The sequence below is a fragment of the Corynebacterium sp. genome, assembly GCF_022712275.1.
Classification (GTDB): domain Bacteria; phylum Actinomycetota; class Actinomycetes; order Mycobacteriales; family Mycobacteriaceae; genus Corynebacterium.
This window is the reverse complement of the sequence record NZ_JALAGU010000031.1, coordinates 16,434-38,866: the sequence shown is the minus strand read 5'-3', so window position 1 is coordinate 38,866 and position 22,433 is coordinate 16,434. Positions and strand designations below refer to the sequence as shown.

General features: G+C 67.7%; 24 protein-coding genes and 1 riboswitch. Of the genes, 11 read left to right on the top strand and 13 right to left on the bottom strand.

Annotation, left to right across the window (positions count from 1 at the left end):
• Positions 1–9: 9 nt before the first annotated feature.
• The gene (locus tag Q0A27_RS06885; protein ID WP_291474321.1) at positions 10–783 is read left to right on the top strand and encodes a DUF4191 domain-containing protein; all 774 of its coding nucleotides are present in this window, start codon (positions 10–12) and stop codon (positions 781–783) included.
• Between the two features lie 107 nt (positions 784–890).
• On the opposite strand, the gene Q0A27_RS06880 is transcribed toward Q0A27_RS06885, so the two are convergent.
• On the bottom strand, positions 891–1,487 hold the full coding sequence (locus Q0A27_RS06880; RefSeq protein ID WP_291474320.1) for an RDD family protein: 597 nt from the start codon (positions 1,485–1,487) through the stop codon (positions 891–893).
• 219 nt (positions 1,488–1,706) lie between these two features.
• Here Q0A27_RS06880 and glnA point away from each other — a divergent pair, with 219 nt between their 5' ends.
• Together glnA and Q0A27_RS06870 are read left to right on the top strand one after the other, a co-directional pair.
• Complete coding sequence (glnA, locus tag Q0A27_RS06875) at positions 1,707–3,143, top strand: type I glutamate--ammonia ligase (RefSeq protein ID WP_291474319.1); 1,437 nt, start codon at positions 1,707–1,709, stop codon at positions 3,141–3,143.
• Between the two features lie 85 nt (positions 3,144–3,228).
• Positions 3,229–4,311 carry an NAD(P)-dependent alcohol dehydrogenase gene (locus Q0A27_RS06870; protein WP_291474318.1) on the top strand — a complete coding sequence of 361 codons (1,083 nt, stop codon included), beginning with the start codon at positions 3,229–3,231 and terminating at the stop codon, positions 4,309–4,311.
• A gap of 12 nt (positions 4,312–4,323) precedes the next feature.
• On the opposite strand, the gene Q0A27_RS06865 is transcribed toward Q0A27_RS06870, so the two are convergent.
• From Q0A27_RS06865 to Q0A27_RS06855, 3 genes are all read right to left on the bottom strand, one after another.
• Positions 4,324–5,109 carry a hypothetical protein gene (locus Q0A27_RS06865; protein WP_291474317.1) on the bottom strand — a complete coding sequence of 262 codons (786 nt, stop codon included), beginning with the start codon at positions 5,107–5,109 and terminating at the stop codon, positions 4,324–4,326.
• 140 nt (positions 5,110–5,249) lie between these two features.
• Positions 5,250–6,428 (bottom strand): acyl-CoA dehydrogenase family protein, encoded by a 1,179-nt coding sequence (locus tag Q0A27_RS06860; protein ID WP_291474316.1) that lies wholly within the window; start codon positions 6,426–6,428, stop codon positions 5,250–5,252.
• Between the two features lie 12 nt (positions 6,429–6,440).
• Positions 6,441–7,607 carry an acyl-CoA dehydrogenase family protein gene (locus tag Q0A27_RS06855; protein WP_291474315.1) on the bottom strand — a complete coding sequence of 389 codons (1,167 nt, stop codon included), beginning with the start codon at positions 7,605–7,607 and terminating at the stop codon, positions 6,441–6,443.
• Between the two features lie 222 nt (positions 7,608–7,829).
• Here Q0A27_RS06855 and Q0A27_RS06850 point away from each other — a divergent pair, with 222 nt between their 5' ends.
• Genes Q0A27_RS06850 through Q0A27_RS06840 form a run of 3 tightly spaced genes read left to right on the top strand, consistent with a single transcriptional unit; the run spans position 7,830 to position 10,250 of the window.
• Positions 7,830–8,909: a flotillin family protein gene (locus Q0A27_RS06850; protein ID WP_291474314.1), complete on the top strand. Its 1,080-nt coding sequence runs from the start codon at positions 7,830–7,832 to the stop codon at positions 8,907–8,909.
• 9 nt (positions 8,910–8,918) lie between these two features.
• A complete protein-coding gene (locus Q0A27_RS06845; RefSeq protein WP_291474313.1) occupies positions 8,919–9,587 on the top strand; it encodes an NAD(P)H-binding protein in 669 nt (222 codons plus the stop codon).
• Between the two features lie 3 nt (positions 9,588–9,590).
• Positions 9,591–10,250 carry an NAD(P)H-binding protein gene (locus Q0A27_RS06840; protein ID WP_291474312.1) on the top strand — a complete coding sequence of 220 codons (660 nt, stop codon included), beginning with the start codon at positions 9,591–9,593 and terminating at the stop codon, positions 10,248–10,250.
• Between the two features lie 16 nt (positions 10,251–10,266).
• Here the strand turns inward: Q0A27_RS06840 and Q0A27_RS06835 are convergent, their stop codons facing one another.
• Positions 10,267–10,842, bottom strand: coding sequence for a GNAT family N-acetyltransferase (locus Q0A27_RS06835; protein ID WP_291474311.1), 576 nt, complete (start codon positions 10,840–10,842; stop codon positions 10,267–10,269).
• A 226-nt stretch (positions 10,843–11,068) separates the two neighbouring features.
• On the bottom strand, positions 11,069–11,830 hold the full coding sequence (gene thiE / locus Q0A27_RS06830; protein ID WP_291474310.1) for a thiamine phosphate synthase: 762 nt from the start codon (positions 11,828–11,830) through the stop codon (positions 11,069–11,071).
• Between the two features lie 18 nt (positions 11,831–11,848).
• A riboswitch (TPP riboswitch) is annotated at positions 11,849–11,957 on the top strand.
• Between thiE and thiO the strand changes: the two genes are divergently transcribed.
• The 4 genes from thiO to moeB all read left to right on the top strand — a co-directional run bounded on the left by thiO (position 11,948) and on the right by moeB (position 15,319).
• On the top strand, positions 11,948–13,132 hold the full coding sequence (thiO, locus tag Q0A27_RS06825) for a glycine oxidase ThiO (protein ID WP_291474309.1): 1,185 nt from the start codon (positions 11,948–11,950) through the stop codon (positions 13,130–13,132). (Overlaps the previous riboswitch by 10 nt.)
• Positions 13,129–13,344 (top strand): sulfur carrier protein ThiS, encoded by a 216-nt coding sequence (gene thiS / locus Q0A27_RS06820; RefSeq protein WP_291474308.1) that lies wholly within the window; start codon positions 13,129–13,131, stop codon positions 13,342–13,344. Before thiO ends, thiS begins: the two co-directional genes overlap by 4 nt.
• 2 nt (positions 13,345–13,346) lie before the next feature.
• Entirely contained in the window at positions 13,347–14,147 is an 801-nt protein-coding gene (locus Q0A27_RS06815) for a thiazole synthase (protein WP_291474307.1), read from the top strand.
• The gene (gene moeB / locus Q0A27_RS06810) at positions 14,144–15,319 is read left to right on the top strand and encodes a molybdopterin-synthase adenylyltransferase MoeB (protein WP_291474306.1); all 1,176 of its coding nucleotides are present in this window, start codon (positions 14,144–14,146) and stop codon (positions 15,317–15,319) included. Before Q0A27_RS06815 ends, moeB begins: the two co-directional genes overlap by 4 nt.
• Here the strand turns inward: moeB and Q0A27_RS06805 are convergent.
• Both Q0A27_RS06805 and Q0A27_RS06800 read right to left on the bottom strand, forming a co-directional pair.
• On the bottom strand, positions 15,313–16,617 hold the full coding sequence (locus tag Q0A27_RS06805) for a nitrate/nitrite transporter (RefSeq protein ID WP_291474305.1): 1,305 nt from the start codon (positions 16,615–16,617) through the stop codon (positions 15,313–15,315). The two genes, moeB and Q0A27_RS06805, sit on opposite strands and share 7 nt — an antisense overlap.
• A gap of 49 nt (positions 16,618–16,666) precedes the next feature.
• Positions 16,667–17,407: a sulfite exporter TauE/SafE family protein gene (locus Q0A27_RS06800; RefSeq protein WP_291474304.1), complete on the bottom strand. Its 741-nt coding sequence runs from the start codon at positions 17,405–17,407 to the stop codon at positions 16,667–16,669.
• A 39-nt stretch (positions 17,408–17,446) separates the two neighbouring features.
• On the opposite strand from Q0A27_RS06800, the gene Q0A27_RS06795 reads away from it, so the two are divergent.
• A complete protein-coding gene (locus Q0A27_RS06795; RefSeq protein ID WP_291474303.1) occupies positions 17,447–18,688 on the top strand; it encodes a glycosyltransferase 87 family protein in 1,242 nt (413 codons plus the stop codon).
• Here Q0A27_RS06795 and Q0A27_RS06790 read toward each other — a convergent pair.
• From Q0A27_RS06790 to Q0A27_RS06770, 5 genes are all read right to left on the bottom strand, one after another.
• Positions 18,657–19,100 carry an NUDIX domain-containing protein gene (locus tag Q0A27_RS06790; RefSeq protein WP_291474302.1) on the bottom strand — a complete coding sequence of 148 codons (444 nt, stop codon included), beginning with the start codon at positions 19,098–19,100 and terminating at the stop codon, positions 18,657–18,659. The two genes, Q0A27_RS06795 and Q0A27_RS06790, sit on opposite strands and share 32 nt — an antisense overlap.
• Complete coding sequence (locus Q0A27_RS06785; protein ID WP_291474301.1) at positions 19,097–19,765, bottom strand: hypothetical protein; 669 nt, start codon at positions 19,763–19,765, stop codon at positions 19,097–19,099. The genes Q0A27_RS06790 and Q0A27_RS06785 overlap by 4 nt, the downstream gene beginning before the upstream one ends.
• A gap of 46 nt (positions 19,766–19,811) precedes the next feature.
• Positions 19,812–20,456: a heme oxygenase (biliverdin-producing) gene (locus Q0A27_RS06780; RefSeq protein ID WP_291474300.1), complete on the bottom strand. Its 645-nt coding sequence runs from the start codon at positions 20,454–20,456 to the stop codon at positions 19,812–19,814.
• A gap of 84 nt (positions 20,457–20,540) precedes the next feature.
• Positions 20,541–21,377, bottom strand: a complete 837-nt coding sequence (locus Q0A27_RS06775; protein WP_291474299.1) for a heme ABC transporter ATP-binding protein — start codon at positions 21,375–21,377, stop codon at positions 20,541–20,543.
• On the bottom strand, positions 21,374–22,420 hold the full coding sequence (locus Q0A27_RS06770; RefSeq protein WP_291474328.1) for an iron ABC transporter permease: 1,047 nt from the start codon (positions 22,418–22,420) through the stop codon (positions 21,374–21,376). Before Q0A27_RS06770 ends, Q0A27_RS06775 begins: the two co-directional genes overlap by 4 nt.
• Positions 22,421–22,433 lie beyond the last annotated feature (13 nt).

Sequence of the window (22,433 nt, the reverse complement as noted above, 5' to 3'; positions counted from 1 at the left end):
CTGGGTCCCATGGCGAAAGACCCCCGGGAGAAGGAAAACAAGCGGCTTGAGAAGGCCGCCAAGAAGGCGCGGCGGAAGCAGACCCGCGGCCAGATGTGGCAGGCGTTCCAGCTGCAGCGCAAGCGGGACAAGAAACTCGTCCCCTACATGCTGCTGGGTCTTCTGGTCCCGGTGGCCCTCATGCTGCTGCTCAGCATGGTGTTCGGCGCATGGTGGTTCAACCTCGTCATCGGCCTGCTGATCGGCGCGGTCGCCGCGATGATCATCTTCTCGCGCCGTCTCCAGTCCGGTGTGTACGACCAGATCGAGGGGCAGCCCGGTGCCGCAGCATGGGCCCTGGACAACCTGCGTTCCGGCGTGGGCATGAAGTGGATCACCGAGACCGGTGTCGCGTCCAACACGCACATGGACGCCGTCCACCGCGTCGTCGGCACGCCCGGCGTCGTCCTGGTCGGTGAGGGCAACCGGTCCCGCCTCAAGCCGCTGATGGCGCAGGAGCGTCGCCGTCTGGCCCGCATCCTCGGCAACACCCCGATCTACGACATGTACATCGGCGACGGTGAAGGCGAGGTGGAGGTCCGCAAGATCCAGTCCGCGTTGATGAAGCTGCCCCGCAACGTCAAGAAGAACGAGGTGGACGCGCTCAACAGCCGCATCGAGTCCATCTCCCGGCTCAACTCCCGTGAGGCGTCACTGCCGAAGGGCCCGATGCCGCGTCAGGCGAACATGTCCGGCATGAACCGTCGTGCCCGTCGCGCTTCGGAGCGCAACAAGCGGGGCTGATCCCGCCGCTGACACTGAAGCACAGAAAAAGCACAGAGAAACCGCCGCTCCCCTCATTGAGGGAACGGCGGTTTCTCTGTGCTTTTTCTGTGCCGACGGTGTCTCCCCTAGCGTGTGCGGATCACCGCGGTGCCGGTCGCGCGGTCGTGCATACCGCGGCTGTCAGTGTCCTGGATGATCGGCGGGAAGAGGAACACGGTGAGGATCGTCCGGAAGATCGACCGGAGCAGGCCGACCCGCTTCTCGGTGTCATCGACACGGGCGACACCGATGCCCATGATCGCGTGGCCCGGGGACTGGGCGAAGAGCCAGACGGTGATGACGCGCCACAGGATCCACACCATCATCGTCACCGTCGACACGCCACCGAGAGCATCAGTCATGGTGCAGATCAGTGCGGCGATACCCCAGCAGATGAGCCAGTCAATGAGCAGCGCGATGAGACGGGGGAACAGCGGGGCGACGGACCCGGGACCGTCTTTAGGCAGGCCCAGGAGCTTGCCGGGGTACGGGCTGAGGTCTGTCGGGTCCTCGTACTGGCCCGGAACCTGAGGGCCTTCAAGCCACACCGGCTGGGCGGCGCGCTCGGTTCTCCGCTCGCGACGCTGCTTCTGCTGGTACTCCTTGGAGGTCCTCCCCTGGGTGGTCTTTTTCCCACCGCTCTTCCCACCCGTGTTACTGCCCTTGCTCTGCCGCTTTGCCATGGGTGCCAGCCTACCGGGGCGGCGTAGCGGTGGCCCAACCCGTACCGTAGGCTTGGTGCAGACCCTCCCAAGGGGTCGCGGCGAGTGTTACATGTCGGTAACACTGGATTGACGACCGGGCAACATCCCGAACATAAGCTTGTTCCCAGACTCAGCCACCGCGGCGGACCGCCGCGCGAAACCGAGGCTGTGCCGACCATGACTGCAAGGAGTCCCACTGTGGCATTCAAGACGGCCGAAGAGGTCACGAAGTTCATCAAGGACGAGGACATCGAGTTCGTTGACGTCCGGTTCACCGACGTCCCGGGTGTGGAACAGCACTTCACCATCCCCGCCGCCGCGTTCGACGAGGACGCTGTCACCGACGGTCTGGCCTTCGACGGTTCCTCCGTCCGCGGGTTCACCACCATCGATGAGTCCGACATGAACCTTCTCCCGGACCTGGCGACCGCGAAGGTCGATCCGTTCCGGAAGACGAAGACCCTGAACATCAAGTTCTTCGTCCATGACCCCTTCACCCGCGAGCCTTTCTCCCGCGATCCGCGCAATGTCGCCCGCAAGGCAGAGGAGTACCTCGCGTCCACCGGCATCGCCGACACCTGTAACTTCGGCCTGGAGGCGGAGTTCTACCTCTTCGACAAGGTGAAGTACTCCACCGACATCAACAACTCCTTCTACGAGGTTGATTCGGACGAGGGATGGTGGAACCGGGGTAAGGACACCAACCTCGACGGCACCCCGAACCTCGGCCACAAGACCCCCGTCAAGGGCGGTTACTTCCCGGTCCCGCCGATCGACCAGACCGGTGAGGTCCGCGATGCGATGGTGAAGAACCTCATCGCCGCCGAGTACGAGCTCGAGCGCTTCCACCACGAGGTCGGCACCGGTGGACAGCAGGAGATCAACTACAAGTTCAACACCCTGCTGCACGCTGCAGATGACCTGCAGTCCTTCAAGTACATCATCAAAGGCACCGCCGGCCAGTTCGGCAAGTCCGCCACCTTCATGCCGAAGCCGCTCGCCGGTGACAACGGCTCAGGAATGCACGCCCACCAGTCCCTGTGGAAGGACGGCAAGCCGCTGTTCTTCGACGAGAACGGCTACGCCGGCCTGTCCGACCTGGCCCGCTACTACATCGGCGGCATCCTGCACCACGCCGGTTCGGTCCTGGCCTTCACCAACCCGACGCTGAACTCCTACCACCGTCTGGTCCCGGGCTTCGAGGCCCCGATCAACCTGGTCTACTCGCAGCGCAACCGCTCCGCGGCCGTGCGTATCCCGATCACCGGCTCCAACCCGAAGGCCAAGCGCCTCGAGTTCCGCGCTCCGGACCCGTCGGGTAACCCCTACTTCGGTATGGCCGCCATGATGCTCGCCGGCCTCGACGGCATCAAGAACCGCATCGAGCCGCACGCCCCGGTCGACAAGGACCTCTACGAGCTCCCGCCGGAGGAAGCCGCGTCCATCCCGACCGCGCCGACCTCCCTCGAGGCCGCGCTGAAGGCTCTGGAGGAGGACAACGAGTTCCTCACCGAGGGCGGCGTCTTCACCGACGACCTGCTCGACACCTACATCTCCTACAAGTACGACAACGAGATCGCCCCCGTCCGCCTGCGCCCGACCCCGCAGGAGTTCGAGATGTACTTCAACTGCTAGACACCATTCCTGCAGTCACTGCCCACCCCCGCTTCCGGCTCCGGCCAGGGCGGGGGTGCCCGCTTTCACGGAAAGGACGCGACACATGACCACAGCCGCAGACCGTACCGACGACAACACCACCCGCACGGTGGACGCCTGGGGAGTCACCTCCCTCGGTGCTCCCCTGGAACGCCTGCAGATCACCCGGCGGCCCCTGCGTGACGACGACGTCCGGATCCGCGTCGACTACTCCGGCATCTGCCACTCCGACATCCACAATGTCCGGGGTGACTTCGGCCCCAGACCCCTGCCCCTGGTGCCCGGCCACGAGATCGTCGGAACCGTCGTCGGAATCGGCTCAGAGGTCTCCCGCTTCTCGGTCGGTGACCGGGTCGGGGTGGGGTGCTTCTCTGACTCCTGCGGTCACTGTGACGCCTGTCTGGCCGACGAGGAGGGCTACTGCGAGAACGGCACGGTGATGACCTACGCCAGTGAGAACCGGTACACCGACGGAGAGGTGACGCAGGGCGGCTACGCCACCGAGATCGTCACCCGGGACACTTTTGTCCTGCGGGTGCCGGACTCGCTCGATCCGGCGGCGGCCGCTCCCCTGCTCTGCGCCGGGATCACAGCCTATGCCCCGCTCAAGCACTGGGGCGCCGGCCCCGGACGCCGCGTCGCAGTCCTCGGGATGGGCGGGGTGGGGCATGTCGCCGTGAAGATCGCGGTGGCGATGGGTGCGGAGGTCACGGTGCTCTCCCACTCGGAGACCAAGCGGGAGGAGGCGCTCGGATTCGGTGCCGTGGACCTTGTCTCGACCGCTGACGGCAGTTTCGCGGAGTCCTGCTCCCGCCGCTTCGATCTCATCCTCAACACGGTGAGCGTGGACCTGGACACGGCGTCCTACATGGCCACGCTGGCCTTCGACGGCGTGATGGTGCAGATCGGGCTGCCGGAGCAGCCGCTGAACGTCCCGGTGCGTATGCTCACCGGTCAGCGGCGGTCCCTGGCGGGTTCACTGGTCGGCGGCATCGCCGAGACCCAGGACATGCTCGACTTCTGTGCGGACCACGGGGTGACAGCCGAGATCGAACTCATCGACGCCGCAGACGTCAACGAGGCCTACGACCGGGCGGTCCGCTCTGACGTGCGCTACCGCTTCGTCATCGACGCGGCGACGATCTGAGGCTGACCCTGTTCAGCCCCGCAGCCGGTCGGCCTGGGTCCGGGCCAGTCCGACGAGAACGTCCTGGCTCACGCCCTCGCTGCCCGTGACGCTGAAGTCGTTGCCGTTGACGGTACCGGAGATCGTGGTCTGGACGATCGTGATCTGCTGGCCCCCGACATCCATGGCGACGTTGGACCGGACGCCCCGCGCGTTCTCCACACCGTTGAGGTTGACGGCGACGTCCTCTGACGTGGAGGTGATGCTCACGGGCACACCGTTCATGTCGCCCTTGGCGGTGAGGTTGGAACACCCGTTGTCGGTCTGGTTGCTGCCGGCGGGACCGACAGCGCCGAGGATGAACTGCTCGCCGCCGTCACTGTAGGTGACGGTGGACACGCCTGCGGCGGCGGCATCGCCGGCCGCCAGCTGCTCCTGCAGAACAGCCTTGCATTCCGGCGGGGTGACGGTCATGGCGTCCAGCATCTGCTGGGTCCCTGCGATATCCGTCTGCTGAGCCTGCTGCGGGTCGGTGACGGTGAACCCGGCGGGGGCGTCACCGGCACCGAGGATCGCGGTGGCGGGATCCACCGGGGTGGACCCCTGGTCGGCGTCCGCGTCGTCACCCTGGGGTGCGGGGGCGCCACCCTCCGGTGCGTCCTCGGGAGCCGGGGAATCCGGGGTCCCGGAGCTCGACGGAGCTGCGCTCGAGGATCCGGCGGTCGACGAACTCGCGGTCGTCGTCTCCGAGTCGTCCGAGGAGTCATCGGAGCAGGCGGTGAGGCCCGTCCCCACGCCGAGAAGCAGCGTCAACGCCACTCCTGCCACGATCCTGTGTGAGTACCTGCCTCTTGTCATTCCTGCTCCGGATGTCGACGATCTGTGCCTGTCCATCATGGCACACGCCACTCCGTCAGTCGTCGCGTATCCGGGTCAGGGGGGGTGACAGTAAGCCGTGATCAGGGGATCAGGGCGTTGTCCAGCAGGGCGCTGGGGGCGTTCTCCGGGGAGGAGGACGCGATGCCCTCGCTGCGTGCTCCCAGCTCGCCGCCGTAGACCTGGCGGAAGCCGGTGAGAGCCGCAGCGTAGTGGCTGATGGCGGCCTCGTAGGTCACGCCGATGCCACCGTGCAGCTGCACGGCCTCTTCGGCGATGGTGCGCGCCTGGCCCAGCAGGAAGTTGTGGGAGTCCAGGGCGGTACGGGTCAGCTCATCGAGGTCCTCGGCGGAGAGGGTGTCGACGGTGCCGGGGAAGGCCTCGGCGACGGCGGTCGCCCACAGTGAGGTGGAACGGGCCAGTTCGACGTCGGAGTACATCTGCGCGGCACGGTGGACCAGCACCTGGAAGCGGTTCAGGGTGACACCGAACTGCTTGCGCACCTTGAGGTACTCCACGGTGGTCTTCAGTGCGGTTTCCATGAGGCCGACGGCGCGTCCTCCATGGGCGATACGGCCCAGGGCCACAGCACGGCGCAGGGACGCCTCGACGGTCTCGGCACCGGCGTCACCGAGACGCTCGGCGGCGGCGCCGTCGAAGGTGACGGTGCCGGTACGGACCCACTCGGCGTCGCGGTGGATCCCGACGGAGACACCGTCGGCGTCCGCGGCGACGAGGAAGACACCCGGGGTACCGTCAGCGACGGCGGTGACCAGGTAGGCGTCTGCGTTGTCGGCGAGGACCACGGCGCGCTTGGTGCCGGAGAGAGCACCCCCGGTGACCGTGGCGGTACGGGCAGCGTCCCAGCCGGTGCCGGCTTCGGCGTGGGCGAGCGGGACGATGACCTCACCGGTGGAGATGCGGCCGAGCCACTCCTTCTTCTGGTCCGCGGAACCGAGGTCCGAGATGATCCAGGAGGGGACATAGGCGGCATCGGTGAGCGGCTCCGGGGAACCCAGGGTGCCCAGGGTGTTGGTGGTGGCCCAGACCTCGGCGATACCGGCGCCGGCGCCGTTGTAGTCCTCGGCGACCGGGAGGGCCGTCAGCCCCATCTCGGCGGCCTGCGTCCACACGTCGCGGCGGAACTCGAGGGCGACCTCGGGGGCCTCGCCACCGGCGGTGGGATCGCCGTCGGCGGAGGAGAAGATGTCGCGGACACTGTCAGCGAGCATCTGCTGTTCGTCGTTGAGTGAAAGATCCATTGTTCTGACCTCCTAGAGTCCGAGAATTGCCTTGGCGATGACGCCGGCCTGCACTTCGTTGGTGCCGCCGTAGATGGAGACCTTGCGGTTGTTGAGGTACTCGACGACCGGGTCGCCGTCGTGGTCCTCAGCGGTGGCCGCGGCCCCGGTGATCTCCACGGCGTCGGACCCGAGGGCGGTGACCGCCAGATCATTGAGCTCCTGGAGGATGCGGCTGCCCTCGATCTTCAGCAGAGAGGACAGCGGGGAGGGCTTGCCCCCCTCACTGGCGGCGGTGACGCGCAGCATCGTGGCCTCGAGGGCGGTGAGACGCAGCTTGATGCCGTAAAGGCGGCTGCGGAACTCCGGGTCCTCGATGACCTTGTGGCCGGCGACCTCACGGTCCGCGGCCTCGGAGACCAGGGCAGTGTACATGCGCTGGCTGGTACCGACCTGGGCCATGCCGTTGCGCTCGTTGCCGAGGAGGAACTTGGCGTAGGTCCAGCCCTTGTTCTCCTCGCCGACGAGGTTCTCGGCCGGAATCCGGACGTCGGTGAAGAAGAACTCGTTGACCTCGACCGAGCCGTCGATCAGCCGGATCGGGCGGCGCTCGATGCCCGGGGTGGTCATGTCGACGAGCAGGAAGGAGATGCCCTTCTGCGGCTTGTCGGCGGTCGGGTCGGTGCGGACCAGGAGGAACATCCACTCACCGTGCTGGCCGAGGGTGGTCCAGGTCTTCTGACCGTTGACGACGTAGTGGTCACCGTCGCGGACCGCGGTGGTCTTCAGACCTGCAAGGTCGGAACCGGCACCGGGCTCGGAGAAGCCCTGTGACCACCAGATGTCGAGGTTGGCGGTCTTGGCGAGGAAGCGGTCCTTGAGCTCGTCGCTGCCGAAGTTCGCGATGACGGGCCCGACCATGCCGGTGTTGAACGGCAGGGGCTCAGGGATGCCGGCCCGCTGGAGCTCATTGGTGTAGATATGCGCCTGGGTGGGGGTCCAGTCCTGTCCGCCGTACGCGACGGGCCAGTGGGGAACGGCCACACCGTGCTTGTTGAGCACCTGCTGGGAATCGATGATGTCCTGGCGGGTGGCCTGTCCGGCACGGTAACGGTTGCGGATCTCCTCAGGGACTTCCCGGAAGATGGCGCGCAGGTCATCGCGGAAAGCGATCTCCTCCGCTGTGAGCTCCAGATTCATCCGTGTTACTCCTCACGTTGTCGGGCGGCGGTGGTTCAGATCACTGCCACGGGGCGATAGTTGGTGACCATACCCGGCCCACTCTCCGACCGACACCACGTCCCATGAATTATGTTTCAGTTACCCCCGTGTGGAACCCGGTTTCGACCGCACCCGAAACTGATAGCCTGTCCTTACGCGCCCCGGCACCTGTTCTGTGCCGGCACCTGGAAAGGACCTGACATGCTCTACGACGTGCCGAAACCCACCGAAGCGATCCTGATCAGCGGAGGCTTCGGCCACCGTAGTCCGGACAGTCCCTACCGCATCGTCGTCGGCGGCGGCGCGTGGTCGGTCCCCATCCTCCACCGGGTCCAGCGGTTCTACATCGGAGCGAACACCGTCCAGGTCCGTGTCGCCGCCCCGTCCGCCCAGAACGTCGAGGTCGCCGTCGAGGCCACTGTCGTCTTCCGCGTCCGGCCGGACAAGAACCACATCACCCGTGCCGCGTCCCGCTTCGAGGGCAGCGACCGCAAGGAGGTGCTACGCGCCGCCTACGACATCTTCGGTGGCGAGACCCGTGCGATGATCGGCCAGATGACCGTGGAGGAGATGATCTCCGACCGCATGCGCCTGGCGTCCGACGTCCTGACCAACGCCGAGCCGAAGATGGCGGAACTGGGCTGGGGAATCGACTCCTTCCAGATCAGCTCCATCACCGACGACAACAACTACATCCGCTCCCTCTCCGCCCCGGAGCTCGCCCGTGTCGAGCGTGAGGCAGCCGTCGCCGAGGCCCGCCGGGACGCCGAGATCGAGAACGAGCGACAGAAGGCCAACCGCCTGAAGTCCGAGTACCAGCGCGACACCGACCTGCTCACCAGCGAGAACATCAAGCAGACCGCGCAGGCGAAGGCGGAGGCCGAGGCGTCCGGCCCGCTGGCCAAGGCCGAGGCAGAACGTCAGGTCGTCGCCAAGCAGTCCGAGCTCGCCGCCGAGCAGGCGCTGCTGCGTGAGCAGGAGCTGATCGCCGAGGTCGTCAAGCCCGCCGAGGCTGAGGCGCAGCGTCGGCGCATCGAAGCCGAAGCCGAGGCACAGGCCCTGCGCACCACGTCCGATGCGGTGGCGTCCAACCGTGGCGTCATCATCGACAAGCAGATGGTCGACCAGATGCCGGAGATGATCGACTCGCTGTCCGAGGCACTCGGATCGGCGAACCTCACCCTCGTCGGCGATGGCCAGGACCTCAACCGGCTGCTCAGCCAGATCGCCTCGGTCGCACCGGGCCTGCGGGAACTGGCGAAGCGCGACAACGGCGCGTAGACACGGGGTATGTCTGACGCACTCATCATCGGCGGCCACGGCAAAGTGGCCCTGCTCGCAACCCCTAAGCTCATCGACCGCGGTTTCGCGGTCACCTCGGTGATCCGGAAGCCGGAACAGTCTGAGGACATCGAGGCGCTCGGTGCCACTCCCCTGGTGCTCGATCTCACCCGGATCACCCCGGACGCTTGGGATGCCCTGCTCGGCCGGTTCGACGTGGTCATCTGGTCCGCCGGTGCCGGAGGTGGCGCCGCTGAGCGCACCTACGCCGTCGACCGGGACGCCGCTCTCGCGGTCATCGACTCCCTCGAGCGACTGCGGGACGCCGGCAAGGCACCGCGCTACCTCAACGTCTCCTATGTCGGGGCGACGAAGCACTCCGTGCCGGAGGACGACTCCTTCTTCCCCTATGCAGATGCGAAGAAGATCGTCGATGACCGGCTGAACAGCACCACCGGTCTGGACTACGCGATCCTCGGTCCGGCGGCACTCACTCTGGAGCCGTCCACCGGCTGGGCACCGGTGGACGCCGCCGCCGATAATCCGGAATGGTCGACCGAGACCTCCCGCGAGCTCGTGGCGGACGTCATCGCCGAACTCGCCGCCCGTGAGACCCTGCCGGCGGACCGGACCGTCGAGTTCATCGACGGGCCGACCCCGGTCAGTGAGATCGGCTGAGACGTGCCCTCAGCTCTCATCATCGGCGGCCACGGCAGGGTCGCCCTGCTTACTGCACCGATGCTCGGCGATCTCGGTTTCTCCGTGACCTCGGTGATCCGCGACGCTGGACAGTCCGCCGACATCGAGGCCACGGGCGCCACTCCCCTGGTCCTCGACATCACCCGGGTGACAGCGGACGGGTGGGACACTCTGCTCGCCGGGTTCGACGTCATCGTCTGGTCCGCCGGCGCCGGTGGAGGAACTCCGGAGCGCACCTACGCCGTCGACCGTGATGCCGCCCTCGCGGTCATCAATTCCCTGGAGCGGTTGCGCGACGCCGGAAAGACTCCCCGGTTCATCAATGTCTCCTACCTCGGCGCCACCCACCACCGGGTCCCCGAAGGCGACTCCTTCTACCCTTATGCGGACGCGAAGAAGACCGTCGACGACCGACTCAACAGCACCGAGGGCCTGGAGTACCTGATCCTCGGACCGTCCGCACTCACCCTGGAGTCCGCTGTCGGGTACGCGACTCCGACCACAAATCTGCCGCCGGAGGACTCCCACACCTCCCGCGAACTCGTCGCCGAGATCATCACGGTCTTCGCAGACCGCAACTCTCTTCCCGGTGACCGGACAGTCGAGTTCGTCGACGGCTACCTCCCCGCCAGTGAGATCTAGGGAAACTGCCTGACAACTACTGGACGTCGAACGCAGCGCTGTAGGTGACGGTAGCCTCGGGGTAGTCACCCTTGCGGTCGAGACGCAGGGCCTGGAAGTAGGACACCTGCTCCGGCGCCAGCCCAGCCATCGTGAGACCCTCACGGTGAGCGAAGCCGAACCGGGCGTAGAGCGAAGGCTCGCCGAGCAGGACCGCACCGGTCGCCCCGTAGATGACGAGCAGGTCGAGCAGGGCCCGCATCAGCCCGGAGCCGGTTCCCTGGCCCTGGAAATCCGGATGTACCGATATCGGTCCGATGCCGTACCACCAACCCCCGTCCGGTGGGTCGAGGGTCACGGGGGATGCTGCGACATGTCCGACGATGCGTCCTGCGTGGACGGCGACGAGCGAGTACCGGAGTTCACCGGCGTCGCGGAGGGCGTCGATGATCTTCGACTCGGTGCCGGAGGCGTGTTCGACCTTGGCGAATGCGTCGTTGGTCAGAGCGCGGATGGCTCCGATGTCTGAACCGTCGATACGCTCGGGACGGATGACCGGGAACCCTTGTCCGGTGGGAACTGTGGCAGATGTGGCGTCTGTGATGGTGTTCATAACCGCATGATACCGGTGTTCCTGCTGGTCGGCAGGGGTGAGACACCCCGTCCCAGCAGGTGGGCATAACGGCGTCACCTAACTCGTTCTCGCCGCATTCAGCCGACCGGTCCCGAGCTCCGGATCACCCGCTCCAACCGCCGAATTGTCGACGTCATCTGTGCCGGTCCTGTCCCGCCCATGCCCATACAGCTACCGGTACTGGTAACTGCATTGGACTTCGGCGTCAGCGGGTACAGGAGGTCAGTCCTTGTCCAGCTCGGCCCCCCAACACAGCCTTCAGCTCCGCCGCCGCGGCCCGGGGATCATCCGTCTCGGTCAACGGACGCACCACCACGGCACGCACCGGGTACCCCTCCGACCCCTCACCGGCCGCCGCCTGCACCTCCGGCAGGGTGGACGCGTTCACCCCACCGATCGTGAACCACACCTTCTCACGTTGCCACTGCTCAGGGGCCGAGACCAGCATTGACGCGGTCTCCGTCACCAGCGACAGTCCCGTTGCCGCGCGTCCCGGTTTCGTCGGGGTCTCCCAGAGCGGCCCGGTGCAGAAATAGTCGAGGTCGGCGTCCTCCATCGCGGCGCGTGCCTGCGACAGCGAGTGAGTGGACAGTCCCACCACCACGTCCGGGCCCAGCAGGGACCGCACCTGGGGGATGGTCAGATCGTCCTGGCCGACGTGGAAGACGTCCGCGCCCACCAGTGCGGCGATGTCCGCCCGGTCGTTGACCGCGAACAGCTTCCCGTGTTCCTCCGCCACCGAGGCCAGGACCTCCAGCGCCGCGATCTCGTCGCAGGTGTCGATGGACTTGTCGCGCAACTGAATGATGTCCACCCCTCCCTCGTAGGCGGCGTGGAGGAAATCCCGCAGATCGCCCTGTTCGGCCCTGGCCGGGGTGCACAGGTACAACGAGGCGTCCTGAAGCTGATCGAGACGTCGGACACGCAGGTCACGGTCGGGGGTGGCACTGAAACGGGAAAGGCTCATGTGGTGGAATGGTAGCCGTAGGCGAACTACGGGAGCCCCTGCAGGGGCTGAGAGGACCGGAGCACCGGTCGACCGTCCACACCTGACGCGGATCATGCCGCCGGAGGAAAGGAACGCATGAACACACGCCCGCCAGATACCGTCATTGTCGGTGCCGGCGTCGCCGGGCTGACCGCCGCCTGGAACCTGCACAAGGCCGGGCAGCGTGTCACCGTCGTCGACCCCACCCCGGGAATGGGCGCCAGCCGCGCCGCCGCCGGCATGATCGCCGCGGTCAGCGAGGTGATGTACCAGCACCACACGATGCGCTCCCTGATGACGACCTCGGCCGCCCTCTATCCCCCACTCGTCACCGAGCTCACCGAAATCCTCGGTCACGGCGTCGGCTACCGGGGCACGGAGACCCTCGACATCGGTGCGCACCCGGCCGACCGCGACTGGTTCGCCGACCTCGCTGAGGTCCAACGTGCCGCGGGCATGACCGTCGAGCGGATCACCACCCGTCAGGCCCGGACACTGGAGCCGGCGCTGTCCCCTGCGATCTCGGGGGCGTTCCTCGTCGCCGGGGACCACCAGATCAACCCCCGCAAGCTCGTCCCCGCCCTTATCGAGGCGCTTGAGCGGGATCCCGGCTTCAGGCTGGTCCAACGGCGCGTCACCGCAGTCCTCCGCGACGGCGGCGACACCGGCGCGGTCACCGGAATCACCCTCGACGACGGCACCGAACTCCACGCCGGCACCACGCTGCTCTGCCCCGGAGTCTCCCTCGACGGCATCGGCAACCTGCCCGAGGCCGAGTGCGTGAAACTCCGCCCGGTCCACGGCGACATCCTGCGCGCCCGGCTACGCCCCGGCCAGCCACCGTTGCTCGACCGCACCGTGCGCGGCATGGTCGACGGCCGCCCCGTCTACCTCGTCCCCCGCACCGACGGCGAGATCGTCATCGGCGCGACCGAGCGGGAGGACGGGTTCGACGGCGTCGTCCTCGAGGGTGCCTACCAGCTGTTGCGGGACGCCCAGACGCTCGTCCCCGGTGCCGGGGGCCTGGAGCTCACCGAGATCCTCGCCCGCGCCCGCCCCGGCACCCCCGACGACCTGCCCTACATCGGACGCCTCGACGGCGTCGACGGACTGGTCGTCTCCACCGGCTACTCACGCCACGGCATCCTGCTCGCCCCGTTGGGCGGACACCTCGCCGCAGGCCTCGTCCTCGGTGCCGACAGCACAGCGGAGGACGCCGCAATGCTCGCCGCCACCGACCCTCAGCGGACATCCCCACACACCTCAGGAGCAACAGTATGACCGTCACCGTCAACGGTAAGCCCCACGACTACGCCGACGGGGCCACCGTCGCCGACATCATCCTCGACATCACCGGCCACGTCCACGACGACGACCAGCTCGGTGTCGCCGTGGCACTCGACGCGACCGTCGTCCCACGCAGCCGCTGGGCGTCCACCCCGGTACCTGAGGACGCCGAGATCGAGATCATCACCGCCATGCAGGGAGGCTAGTCATGTCACTCACCATCGGATCCACCACCGTGGACTCCCGCCTGATCATGGGAACCGGCGGCGCGACGGCGATGACCGTCCTGGAGGACGCCCTCGTCGCCTCCGGCACACAGCTCACCACCGTCGCCCTGCGCCGCTTCAACCCGACGACCGGCACCTCGCTGTTCGGCCTGCTCAACAGGCTGGGCATCGAGGTCCTGCCGAACACCGCCGGCTGCTACACCTCCCGTGACGCCCTGCTCACCGCCCGGCTCGGCCGGGAGGCCCTGGGGACCGACCGGGTGAAGCTGGAGATCCTCGCCGACGACGAGACCCTGCTGCCCGATGTCGTCGAACTGGTGGACGCCACCGAGCAGCTCACCGATGACGGTTTCGAGGTCTACGCCTACACCTCCGATGACCCGGCGGTGGCCCGGTCCCTGGAGTCCGCCGGTGCGGCCGCGGTCATGCCGCTGGGCGCGCCGATCGGCACCGGCCTGGGCATCCTCAACCCGCACAACATCGAGCTGATCTGCTCCCGGGCGACGGTCCCGGTGATCCTCGACGCCGGGGTCGGCACCGCCTCGGACGCCGCCCTGGCCATGGAGCTGGGCTGCGACGGTGTACTGCTCGCCAGTGCCGTCACCCGCGCCCAGGATCCGGCGCTCATGGCCACGGCCATGAAGGCGGCCGTCGAGGCCGGTTACCTGGCCCGACGGGCGGGACGCATCCCGAAGCGCACCCTGGCCGAGGGCGCGTTGGCGTCCTCTCCGATGGAGGGACGCATCGTCGCAGGCACCAGCCGGGAAAGCGAGTCGCTGTGACCGCCGCGAAGGCTCTCCCGTTCGCCCCGCTGGTCGACCCGGTCGACGAGCTCACCCGCGATGACCTGATGCGTTACGCCCGGCATCTGACCCTGGACCAGATCGGACCGGAGGGTCAGCGTCGACTGCGGAATGCCAGGGTGCTCGTCACCGGAGCCGGCGGCCTGGGCTCGCCTGCCCTGCTCTACCTCGCCGCGGCGGGTGTGGGCACCATCGGCATCATCGACGATGACGTGGTGGATGTCTCCAACCTGCAGCGTCAGGTTGTCCACGGCATGGATGATGTCGGGCGGCCGAAGGTGGAGTCCGCCGCGGACGCCGTGGCCCGGATCAACCCGACGGTCACCGTGGAGCAGCACCGCACCCGCCTCACCGCGGACAACGCCGTGGACATCATCGGTGGCTACGACCTGGTCATGGACGGCGCAGACAACTTCGCGACCCGCTATGTCGTCTCGGACGCCTGCACTCTGACGGACACCCCGTGTGTCTGGGGATCGATCCTGCGCTTCGACGGCCGGATCTCAGTGTTCTGGAACGGCCCGGACCATGACGGCATCAGCTACCGTGACCTTCACCCGGACGCCCCCGCGCCCGGTGAGGTTCCCAGTTGCGCCGCCGGTGGCGTCATCGGGGCCCTGCCTGGCACCATCGGATCGCTCATGGTCACCGAGGCCGTCAAACTCATCACCGGTACCGGTAGGCCGCTGTTCGGGCGGCTGCTCATCCACGACGGCATGGCGATGACCTTCCGTGAGCTGAAGATCCTCCCGGATCCGGACGCCCCGCTGGTCACCGCCGTGGACAACAGTGTCTCCGAGACCTGTGCCGTGCCCTCCTACCCCACCGTCAGCCCGACGGAGCTCCAGTCACGGCTGGATACCGGTGCGGTCCTCGTCGATGTGCGTGAGCCCTGGGAACGTGAGATCGTGTCCGTCCCCGGTGCGCTGTCCGTCCCCCTGGCCGAGCTGCAGGCCCACGGTGCCGAAGCCCTGCCGGACGCCGCCCGTGGCCGTGACGTGGTCTTCCACTGCAAGGCCGGCAGCCGCTCCGAGCAGGCGCTCGACGCGGTCTCACCCTACTTCGCCGCGCGTGAGGAGAACGCCTCCCACCTCGACGGCGGCGTCCTGGCCTGGGTGCAGGACCTGCACCCGGACCTGCCGACCTACTGAGTCACCTGGCGGGTGCGCCACCGCGCCATCGCGGCCCGGCTGATGACGAGCCCGACCACACCGAGGATCCACACCACGCCGACGGCGAAGAACCAGGCGAGCCGGAAATCGCCCCAGGCGTACTCGGCGCCGTCAGCCGAAGCGTCCAGAATGAAGCCGACCACCTGGGAGGCGACCATCGCGGCGGTGAACCCGCCCATGTTCGCCAGACCGGTGGCCGTCGCAGTGAAGCGACGGTCGACCTCCTCACGCACCGTGTCGAAGCCGAAGTTCGCGACCGGGGCCAGGCCGGGCAGCACGATGTTCATGATGATGATCGCGGCGTAGCCACGCGGGGCGTCCGGCAGGAAGAACACGACCCAGCTCACCGCGACAAGGACGGTCGCCCCCAGGGCCACCAGTGGACGTCCCCGCCCGGCGCGCGCGGAGATGATGCCCGCCAGTGGTCCGACGAGGACGCTGACCACCATGTTCACCACGAGCACGGTGGAGGCCTGCCCGTCGGACAGCCCCATACCGAGTGTCATCAGCGGCTTGCCCCACAGCAGGGTGAACACGACCTGGCTCATGAGCGTGAAGTGGATGAAGAAGCCCATCCAGCAGGCGGGGTGCCGTACCACGAAGGCGAGGATGCGGCCGATACCCGGCTTCTCCCGGGCGGTGGTCTCTGCTGCGGCCGGAGTCGGGTCCGGGGTGTCCCGCACCGCGACCCACACCAGGATCGCCACGAGGACACTGGACGCGCCGAGGCTCACGAAGGACGTCTCCCAGCCCTGGGCATGCAGCAGAGCGGTGAACGGCACTGCGGAGATGAACTGGCCGACATAGCCCAGACCGCCGGTGAGCTGGGTGAACAACGGGGTCTTCCGCATCGGGATCCAGGCCGGCAGGATGCGCATCACCGACAGGAACGCCGTGGCGTCCGCCGAACCGATGATGACGCGGGCCAGGATCGCCACCGGATAGGAACCGGTGGCTCCCAGCAGGACCTGCCCCAGTCCCATCATCAGGGCACCCACGACGAGCATCCGTCGCGGACCGAACCGGTCGATGAGCATGCCCATCGGGATCTGCGCGCACGCGTAGACGCCGACCTGGACCGAGGAGAACACCGCCAGGCGTGAGGCCGAGATGTCGAAGTGGTCCATCGCCTCCACACCGGCGACGCCCAGGGAGGTACGTCCCGTGATCGCCAGGATGTAGGCGAGGATGCCCGCGCCCCACACCGTGAGGGCGCGGGCGCTGAGCCGGTCAGAGGGACGGTCGGCCGGTGTCGGGGGGGTAGGCGTAACAGGCACGTTTCCCCACCCTAGACCTGTGGTCCGATCACACGGAACGCAGTCACCCTCACAGAGACGCCGCACCGCGCACCAGCACAGTGGCCGCGCCGGCGGCGGCGAGGAACAGCGCGAGCCGGTGTGCGGTCGCGCGGTCGATACGCCGTGCGATCCGGGTGCCCACGGCAATGCCGAGGACGATGGCCACCAACGCGGCCGGCCAGATACCCCACGGCTCCGACCCGATGTCACCGGCACCGGAGAGCCACTTGATGATGAAGCTCAGCGTCCCCGAGACGATGAACAGCGGCTGGAGCGTGGCGGCGAAGGTGCGCTGGTCCCAGTGGGACGCCTGGGCGTAGACGGTGATCACCGGGCCGGCGACACCGGCGAGCGTGTTCGTGAAGCCGCCGACGGTACCGGCGACCAGGGCCGGTGCCTTCCCCGTCGCATCGGGGACGTACCGCCTGCCGACGGTGGTGACAGCCAACGCCAGAAGGATGAGCACACCGACGATGATCTGCAGCACCGCCGGGCTGACGACGGTGATCAGCCAGGCCCCCGGCACCGCACCGACCACCATGACCGACCCGATGAGGGCGAACTTCCGCCAGTCGACAGTGCGTCGTTGCGTCCACGTGGACAGGCTGGCGTTGACCGCGGCGATGACATTGATGACCATCACGCCCTCGACCGGCCCCATCGCCAGTGACAGCACCGGCGCCCCGAGAATCCCGACGCCCATACCGGACACGCGCTGCATGCAGGAGCCGATGAGGATCGTGACGAAAACGAGGAGGACGGGGGTCATTCCCCACACTGTAGCCGCCGCCCTATACCATCTTGACGTGTGACTCCTCCTCCCCCCGTCGCCGCACAGACCCCGGTTCACCACTCCCGCGCCGTGGTCTGGCTCGGCTGGCTGGTCGCCCATCTGATCCCGGTGATCTGGATCGACCGCTTCGCCACCTCCACCGGTGACGTCCACTACTACTTCGTCGGCGTCAACAACTACGTGCCCGGCGCCATGACCGAGTACCCGGTGTTCGGGACGCTTCCCGCCCGGCTGGTCAACATCCTTCCCGGCGGGGAGGACGCCTACATCCGCTGGTTCGTCGCACTCTGCGTCCTCACCTCCGCGGCCTTCACCGCCTGGCTGATCCACGTCGACCGCGACCCCGGGCACCGGGCCGCATGGTTCTGGTCGTTGTTCATTGCCCTGTCCGGGCCGATCGTGCTGACCCGACTCGACATCTTCCCTGCGCTGACGGTCGCCGCCTTCGCCGCACTGCTGTTCGCCCGATCCCGGGTGGGACGCCGCCTCGCGACCGTCGCTCTGGCCCTGGCGACGATGATGAAACTGTGGCCCGGTGTGCTGGGGGCGGCGCTGGTCGGGGGATGGCGACGACGCTCCACCTGGGCCCGGGTGCTCTGGTTCTTCGCCTCCCTCGCCGTTCTCTGCGTCGTGGTGCTCGTGATCTCCGGCACCGACGGACTGACCTCACCACTGGACTACCAGTCCGACCGCGGGCTGCAGATCGAGTCGGTCTTCGCCACCCCGGTGATGGTGGCCGCGGCCTTCGCCGCCGCCGGGGACGACCGCTGGCACATCGGCTACGCGGCGTCGAAGAGTTTCGAGATCACCGGGCCCGGCGCCGGAATCATGACGGGCGTAGCCTCGGTGGCGACCGTGGCCATGGTGCTCATCGCCGTCGGGTGGGCGGTCACCCGGCTGGTACGCGACGACTGGTCGTCAATGCAGGCCCTGGCCTTCAGTGTCTTCCTGGTCGCACTGATCATCGCGACGAACAAGGTCTTCTCCCCGCAGTACATCACCTGGCTGACCCCGCTGGTGGCCGTGGCACTGCTGGTGAGTCGACGCCGGATCGTGGTTGTCCTGGCACTGGAGGTGCTGGTCACCGCCGTACTGACGACGGCCGTCTACCCGGTCTACTACGACTGGTTGATGTCTGCCCCGCCGTCGAAGGAGGGTGTACTGTTCCTCGCGCTGCGCAATATCGGGATCCTGGGGATCCTGTGCACCACAGCCTGGTGGGCACTCACCGCGCGTCGGGAAGCCCTGCCGCGATAGCCGGGAACACCCGGAACATCAGCGGGGCCAGCGGGTGCGCGGGGTCCTCCGGGGTGTCCTCCGGTGTTCCCAACGGTGCCCACCGGTTCTCGGCGATCTCTGCGGCCGGCGTGGGCGTGCCACCGGTCCACACCGTGGTGAAGACGTCGGCGACGACGGTGTGTCCGTCCTCGTTCGCGGCCGGCGCGCGGTAGCGACCCACCGGACGGAGGGACGCGGCGGACAACAGGACGCCGGTCTCCTCGTGGACCTCACGGACGGCTGCCTGAACCGGGCTCTCCCCCGGTTCAGGCTTGCCTCCGGGGAACTGGTACAGGTCCGTGCCGCGCTTGCGCACGGTCAGGACTTCGGTGCGGTGCTCAGCGTCGGGACGCAGGAAAGCGACGGCACTGACGCGGATCTCCGCGCTCACCGCAGGGCGTGACGGATCGTCGAGACGGTCACCGCACAGGAGGCGTCGGTGACCGCCCCCTGGTAGGCACGGCACACGTCCGATCCGTGCTGCATGACCATGAGCAGGCCGGCACTGAGTTCCTCGGACAGCCGCTCGAGGTCTTCGTCCCCGGAGACCATCGGGCACAGCAGCCGGTTGAGCCCCTCACCGGAGCCGACGCCGTCCACGGCACTGGTCAGACCGGAGCCGACCCCGGCCGCCAGGAGACGCACGTACGCCTGGGCGGTCAGCCCGAGCAGGTCACCGTTGTCCCTGAGGTCGGTGACGTGGCGGCGGAAGGTGAACATCGACGGCATCGTCACGTGCCGGTCGCGCCACCGGGCGCTCGCGTGGGCCCGGTCAAGGGCCCGGTTGAGGGAACCGGTCGTGGCGGTGAGTTCCGTCCGCACGCCAGCGGGAAGGAGGGCGCAGTCCCCCAGGATGCGCAGTCCCTCCCAGTGCTGCTCCAGCCAGGCGACACGCCCGGCGAAAGGCAACGAGCCTTCGGACAGCCGCCGGACCACGGCCGACCGGCCGAGGCACTCCGTCACGGCCCCGGTGACGGTGTCCACCAGCTCAGCGGCGGACGCAACCACATCTGTTCTGTCCCCGGAGTCTGCCGGGAATGCATGCTGTGCGTTCACGTCCACCACCTTTCTTCCGTGAGCCTAGCCTATCTTGGGTGGGGAGTCACCCCCGGGCCCGCTCCAGTCCCTCGAAGACGCCCGAGTTGAACGCGAACGCGTCCGAGGAGGCGTCGAGGAGGTGCTGCTGCTCCTCCTCGGTGAGCTGCAGGGCGTCCAGGGCGGCGCGGTAGCCGTCCCGGTAGACCTTCGGCTTCGGGATGTGCGGGAAATCATAGAAGGTGAGGCCCTCGGAGGCGACGCCGTAGTGGCGTCCCATCAGACGGCCGATCACCTGGCCACCCGCCAGGTCACCCAGGTAGCGGGTGTAGTGGTGGGCGATCAGTGCCGGGACGTCGCCGTCCCGGCCGATGCGCTGCAGTTCGGCGACATACGCGGCCGTTTCAGGGAGCGGCTCTGCATTCACGGTGCCACCGAGGACGGTGAGATCGGCGACCAACGCGGACCGGCGGTCGAGCTGCCGGTCGGCGATATCGGCCAGGCGGGAGTCACCCGCGCAGGCCTCGACCGCCTCTTCCAGCGCCGTGTAGAACAGGAGAGCCTGTTCCTGCAGGGCGATGAAAGCGGCGGCATCCAGCTCTCCGCCGAGCAGCTCCTCCATGAAGGACGAGTGCTCGGCCTTGTCGTGCGCCTGGCGGGTTTCCCCACGCAGACGCTCCGACAGGCTCAGAGCGGGGAGAGCAGTGGTCATGATCGGTTCCTCCGTATGTACGGTCATGTACGGTCCTCGTGCATCGTGCTCCACGAGGGTAACCAAGGGTGACCTGACCTCACATCATCCGAAAGGTTGATTGTCCGGTTGACCACCCGGAAGCCCTGCTCCCGGGGTCGGACGGATCCACAGCTGGCCGTCCACCTCACTGACGCTGACCGGCCACTGGTAGACCTCTGAGAGCCGCTCGGAGGTGCACACCTCCCGCGGCGTCCCCGCGACGACGATCCGGCCGTCACACAGCAGGGCGAGCCGGTCGCAGTAGCGGGCGGCGAGGTTGAGGTCGTGGAGTACCACGATCACTCCCCTGCTCTCGCCGTCGTCGCCGGGACGCTCCGCCACCCGGCGCGCACTGTGCATGGTGCGCTCCTGGTGGCCGATGTCCATCGCCGCGGTCGGTTCGTCGAGCATGACGCAGCGGGCCTGCTGCGCCATCACCCGGGCCAGGGCGACGCGGGCCCGCTCACCACCGGACAGGGTGGTGATCTCCCGGTGCTGCATGTGGTCCATACCGACCTCGGCGAGGCAGGCGTCCACGATCCCGGCGTCCCGGCCCGGGTCCTTCGGCCAGGCCGCCCGGCCCATCTCCACGACATCGCGGACCAGATGGGCGAAGGAGACCGTCGAGTCCTGCAGCATGACCGCGCGGGCGCGGGCGGCGTCACGCGGTGTGTAGTCGTGGTAGTCACGGTCGAGCAGTGTCACGGTACCGGTGGTGGGGTGGGTGTCCCCCGCCAACACGGCGAGCAGAGTCGACTTGCCGGCACCGTTCGGGCCGATGAGTCCGAGGACCTCCCCGGAGTGCAGGGTGAGGTCGAGTCCGTGCAGGATCTCACGTCCACCGAGTTCCGCGGTCACCGAGTCGGCGACGAGAAGTGCCGTGTCCTGAGTGCCGGTCATGCGACACCACCTTTCTTCAGCATGCGCCGCAGGAGAATGAAGAACGTCGGGCCACCGACCAGCGCGGTGAAGATGCCGATCGGCAGGTCTGCGTAGGCGATGAGGGTGCGCGCCGCGACATCGGCGATGAGCAGCAGGACCGCACCGCCGACCGCGCTGAGCGGGACCAGCCAGCGGTTGGACGCACCGATGACCTGACGCAGGATGTGCGGGACGATGAGACCGACGAAGCCGATGATGCCGGCGTAGCTCACCGCCAGAGCCGCCAAGGCGGTCGACAGTCCGATGATCGCCACGCGCATGGCGGCGACGTTCACACCGGCGTGACCGGCGGCCCGCTCCCCCAGGCTCAGCAGGTCCATCTTCCCGGCGATGACGCAGGACGCGATGATGCAGAGCACCAGCGGCACGACGACCACGCCGACCTGGTTCCACATCGCACCGTTGAGCGACCCCATCTGCCAGAAGATGATCTGCTCACGCGAGGACGTCGGGGCGAGGAAGACCATGAAGGAGATGATCGCGCCGGCCACCGCGTTCACCGCGATACCGGTGAGCACGAGGGTGAGGACCTTGACCTCGCCGTTCATCGAGGACAGCTTGTAGATCACCACGGTGGTCAGCACACCGGCGATGAAGGCCAGCAGCGGCGTCGTCGCCGAGCCGAGGAAGGCCAGGTTGAACACGATGCCCACCGCGGCACCCACCCCGGCACCGGAGGTCACACCGATGACGCTGGGCTCGGTCAGCGGATTGCCGAAGAGTCCCTGCAGCAGGGTGCCGGCCACGGCCAGGGCCGCCCCGACGAGCAGACACAGGACGATACGTGGCAGCCGGATGTGCCACAGTACGTTCGCCCCCGTCACCGAATTGTCGTCCGGTCCGGCAGCCAGTGCCTTGACCACCTCACCGGGTGACAGTGTGTACTGGCCTAGAACGAGATTCACCACCACAGCGACCACCAGAAGAGCGACGAGGATGCCCAGGGTGGTCCACCGCACCGCCTTCCGGTGTTCGAGTATCGCCCGGTGGTCCGCAAGCATTTTCACGGAAGGT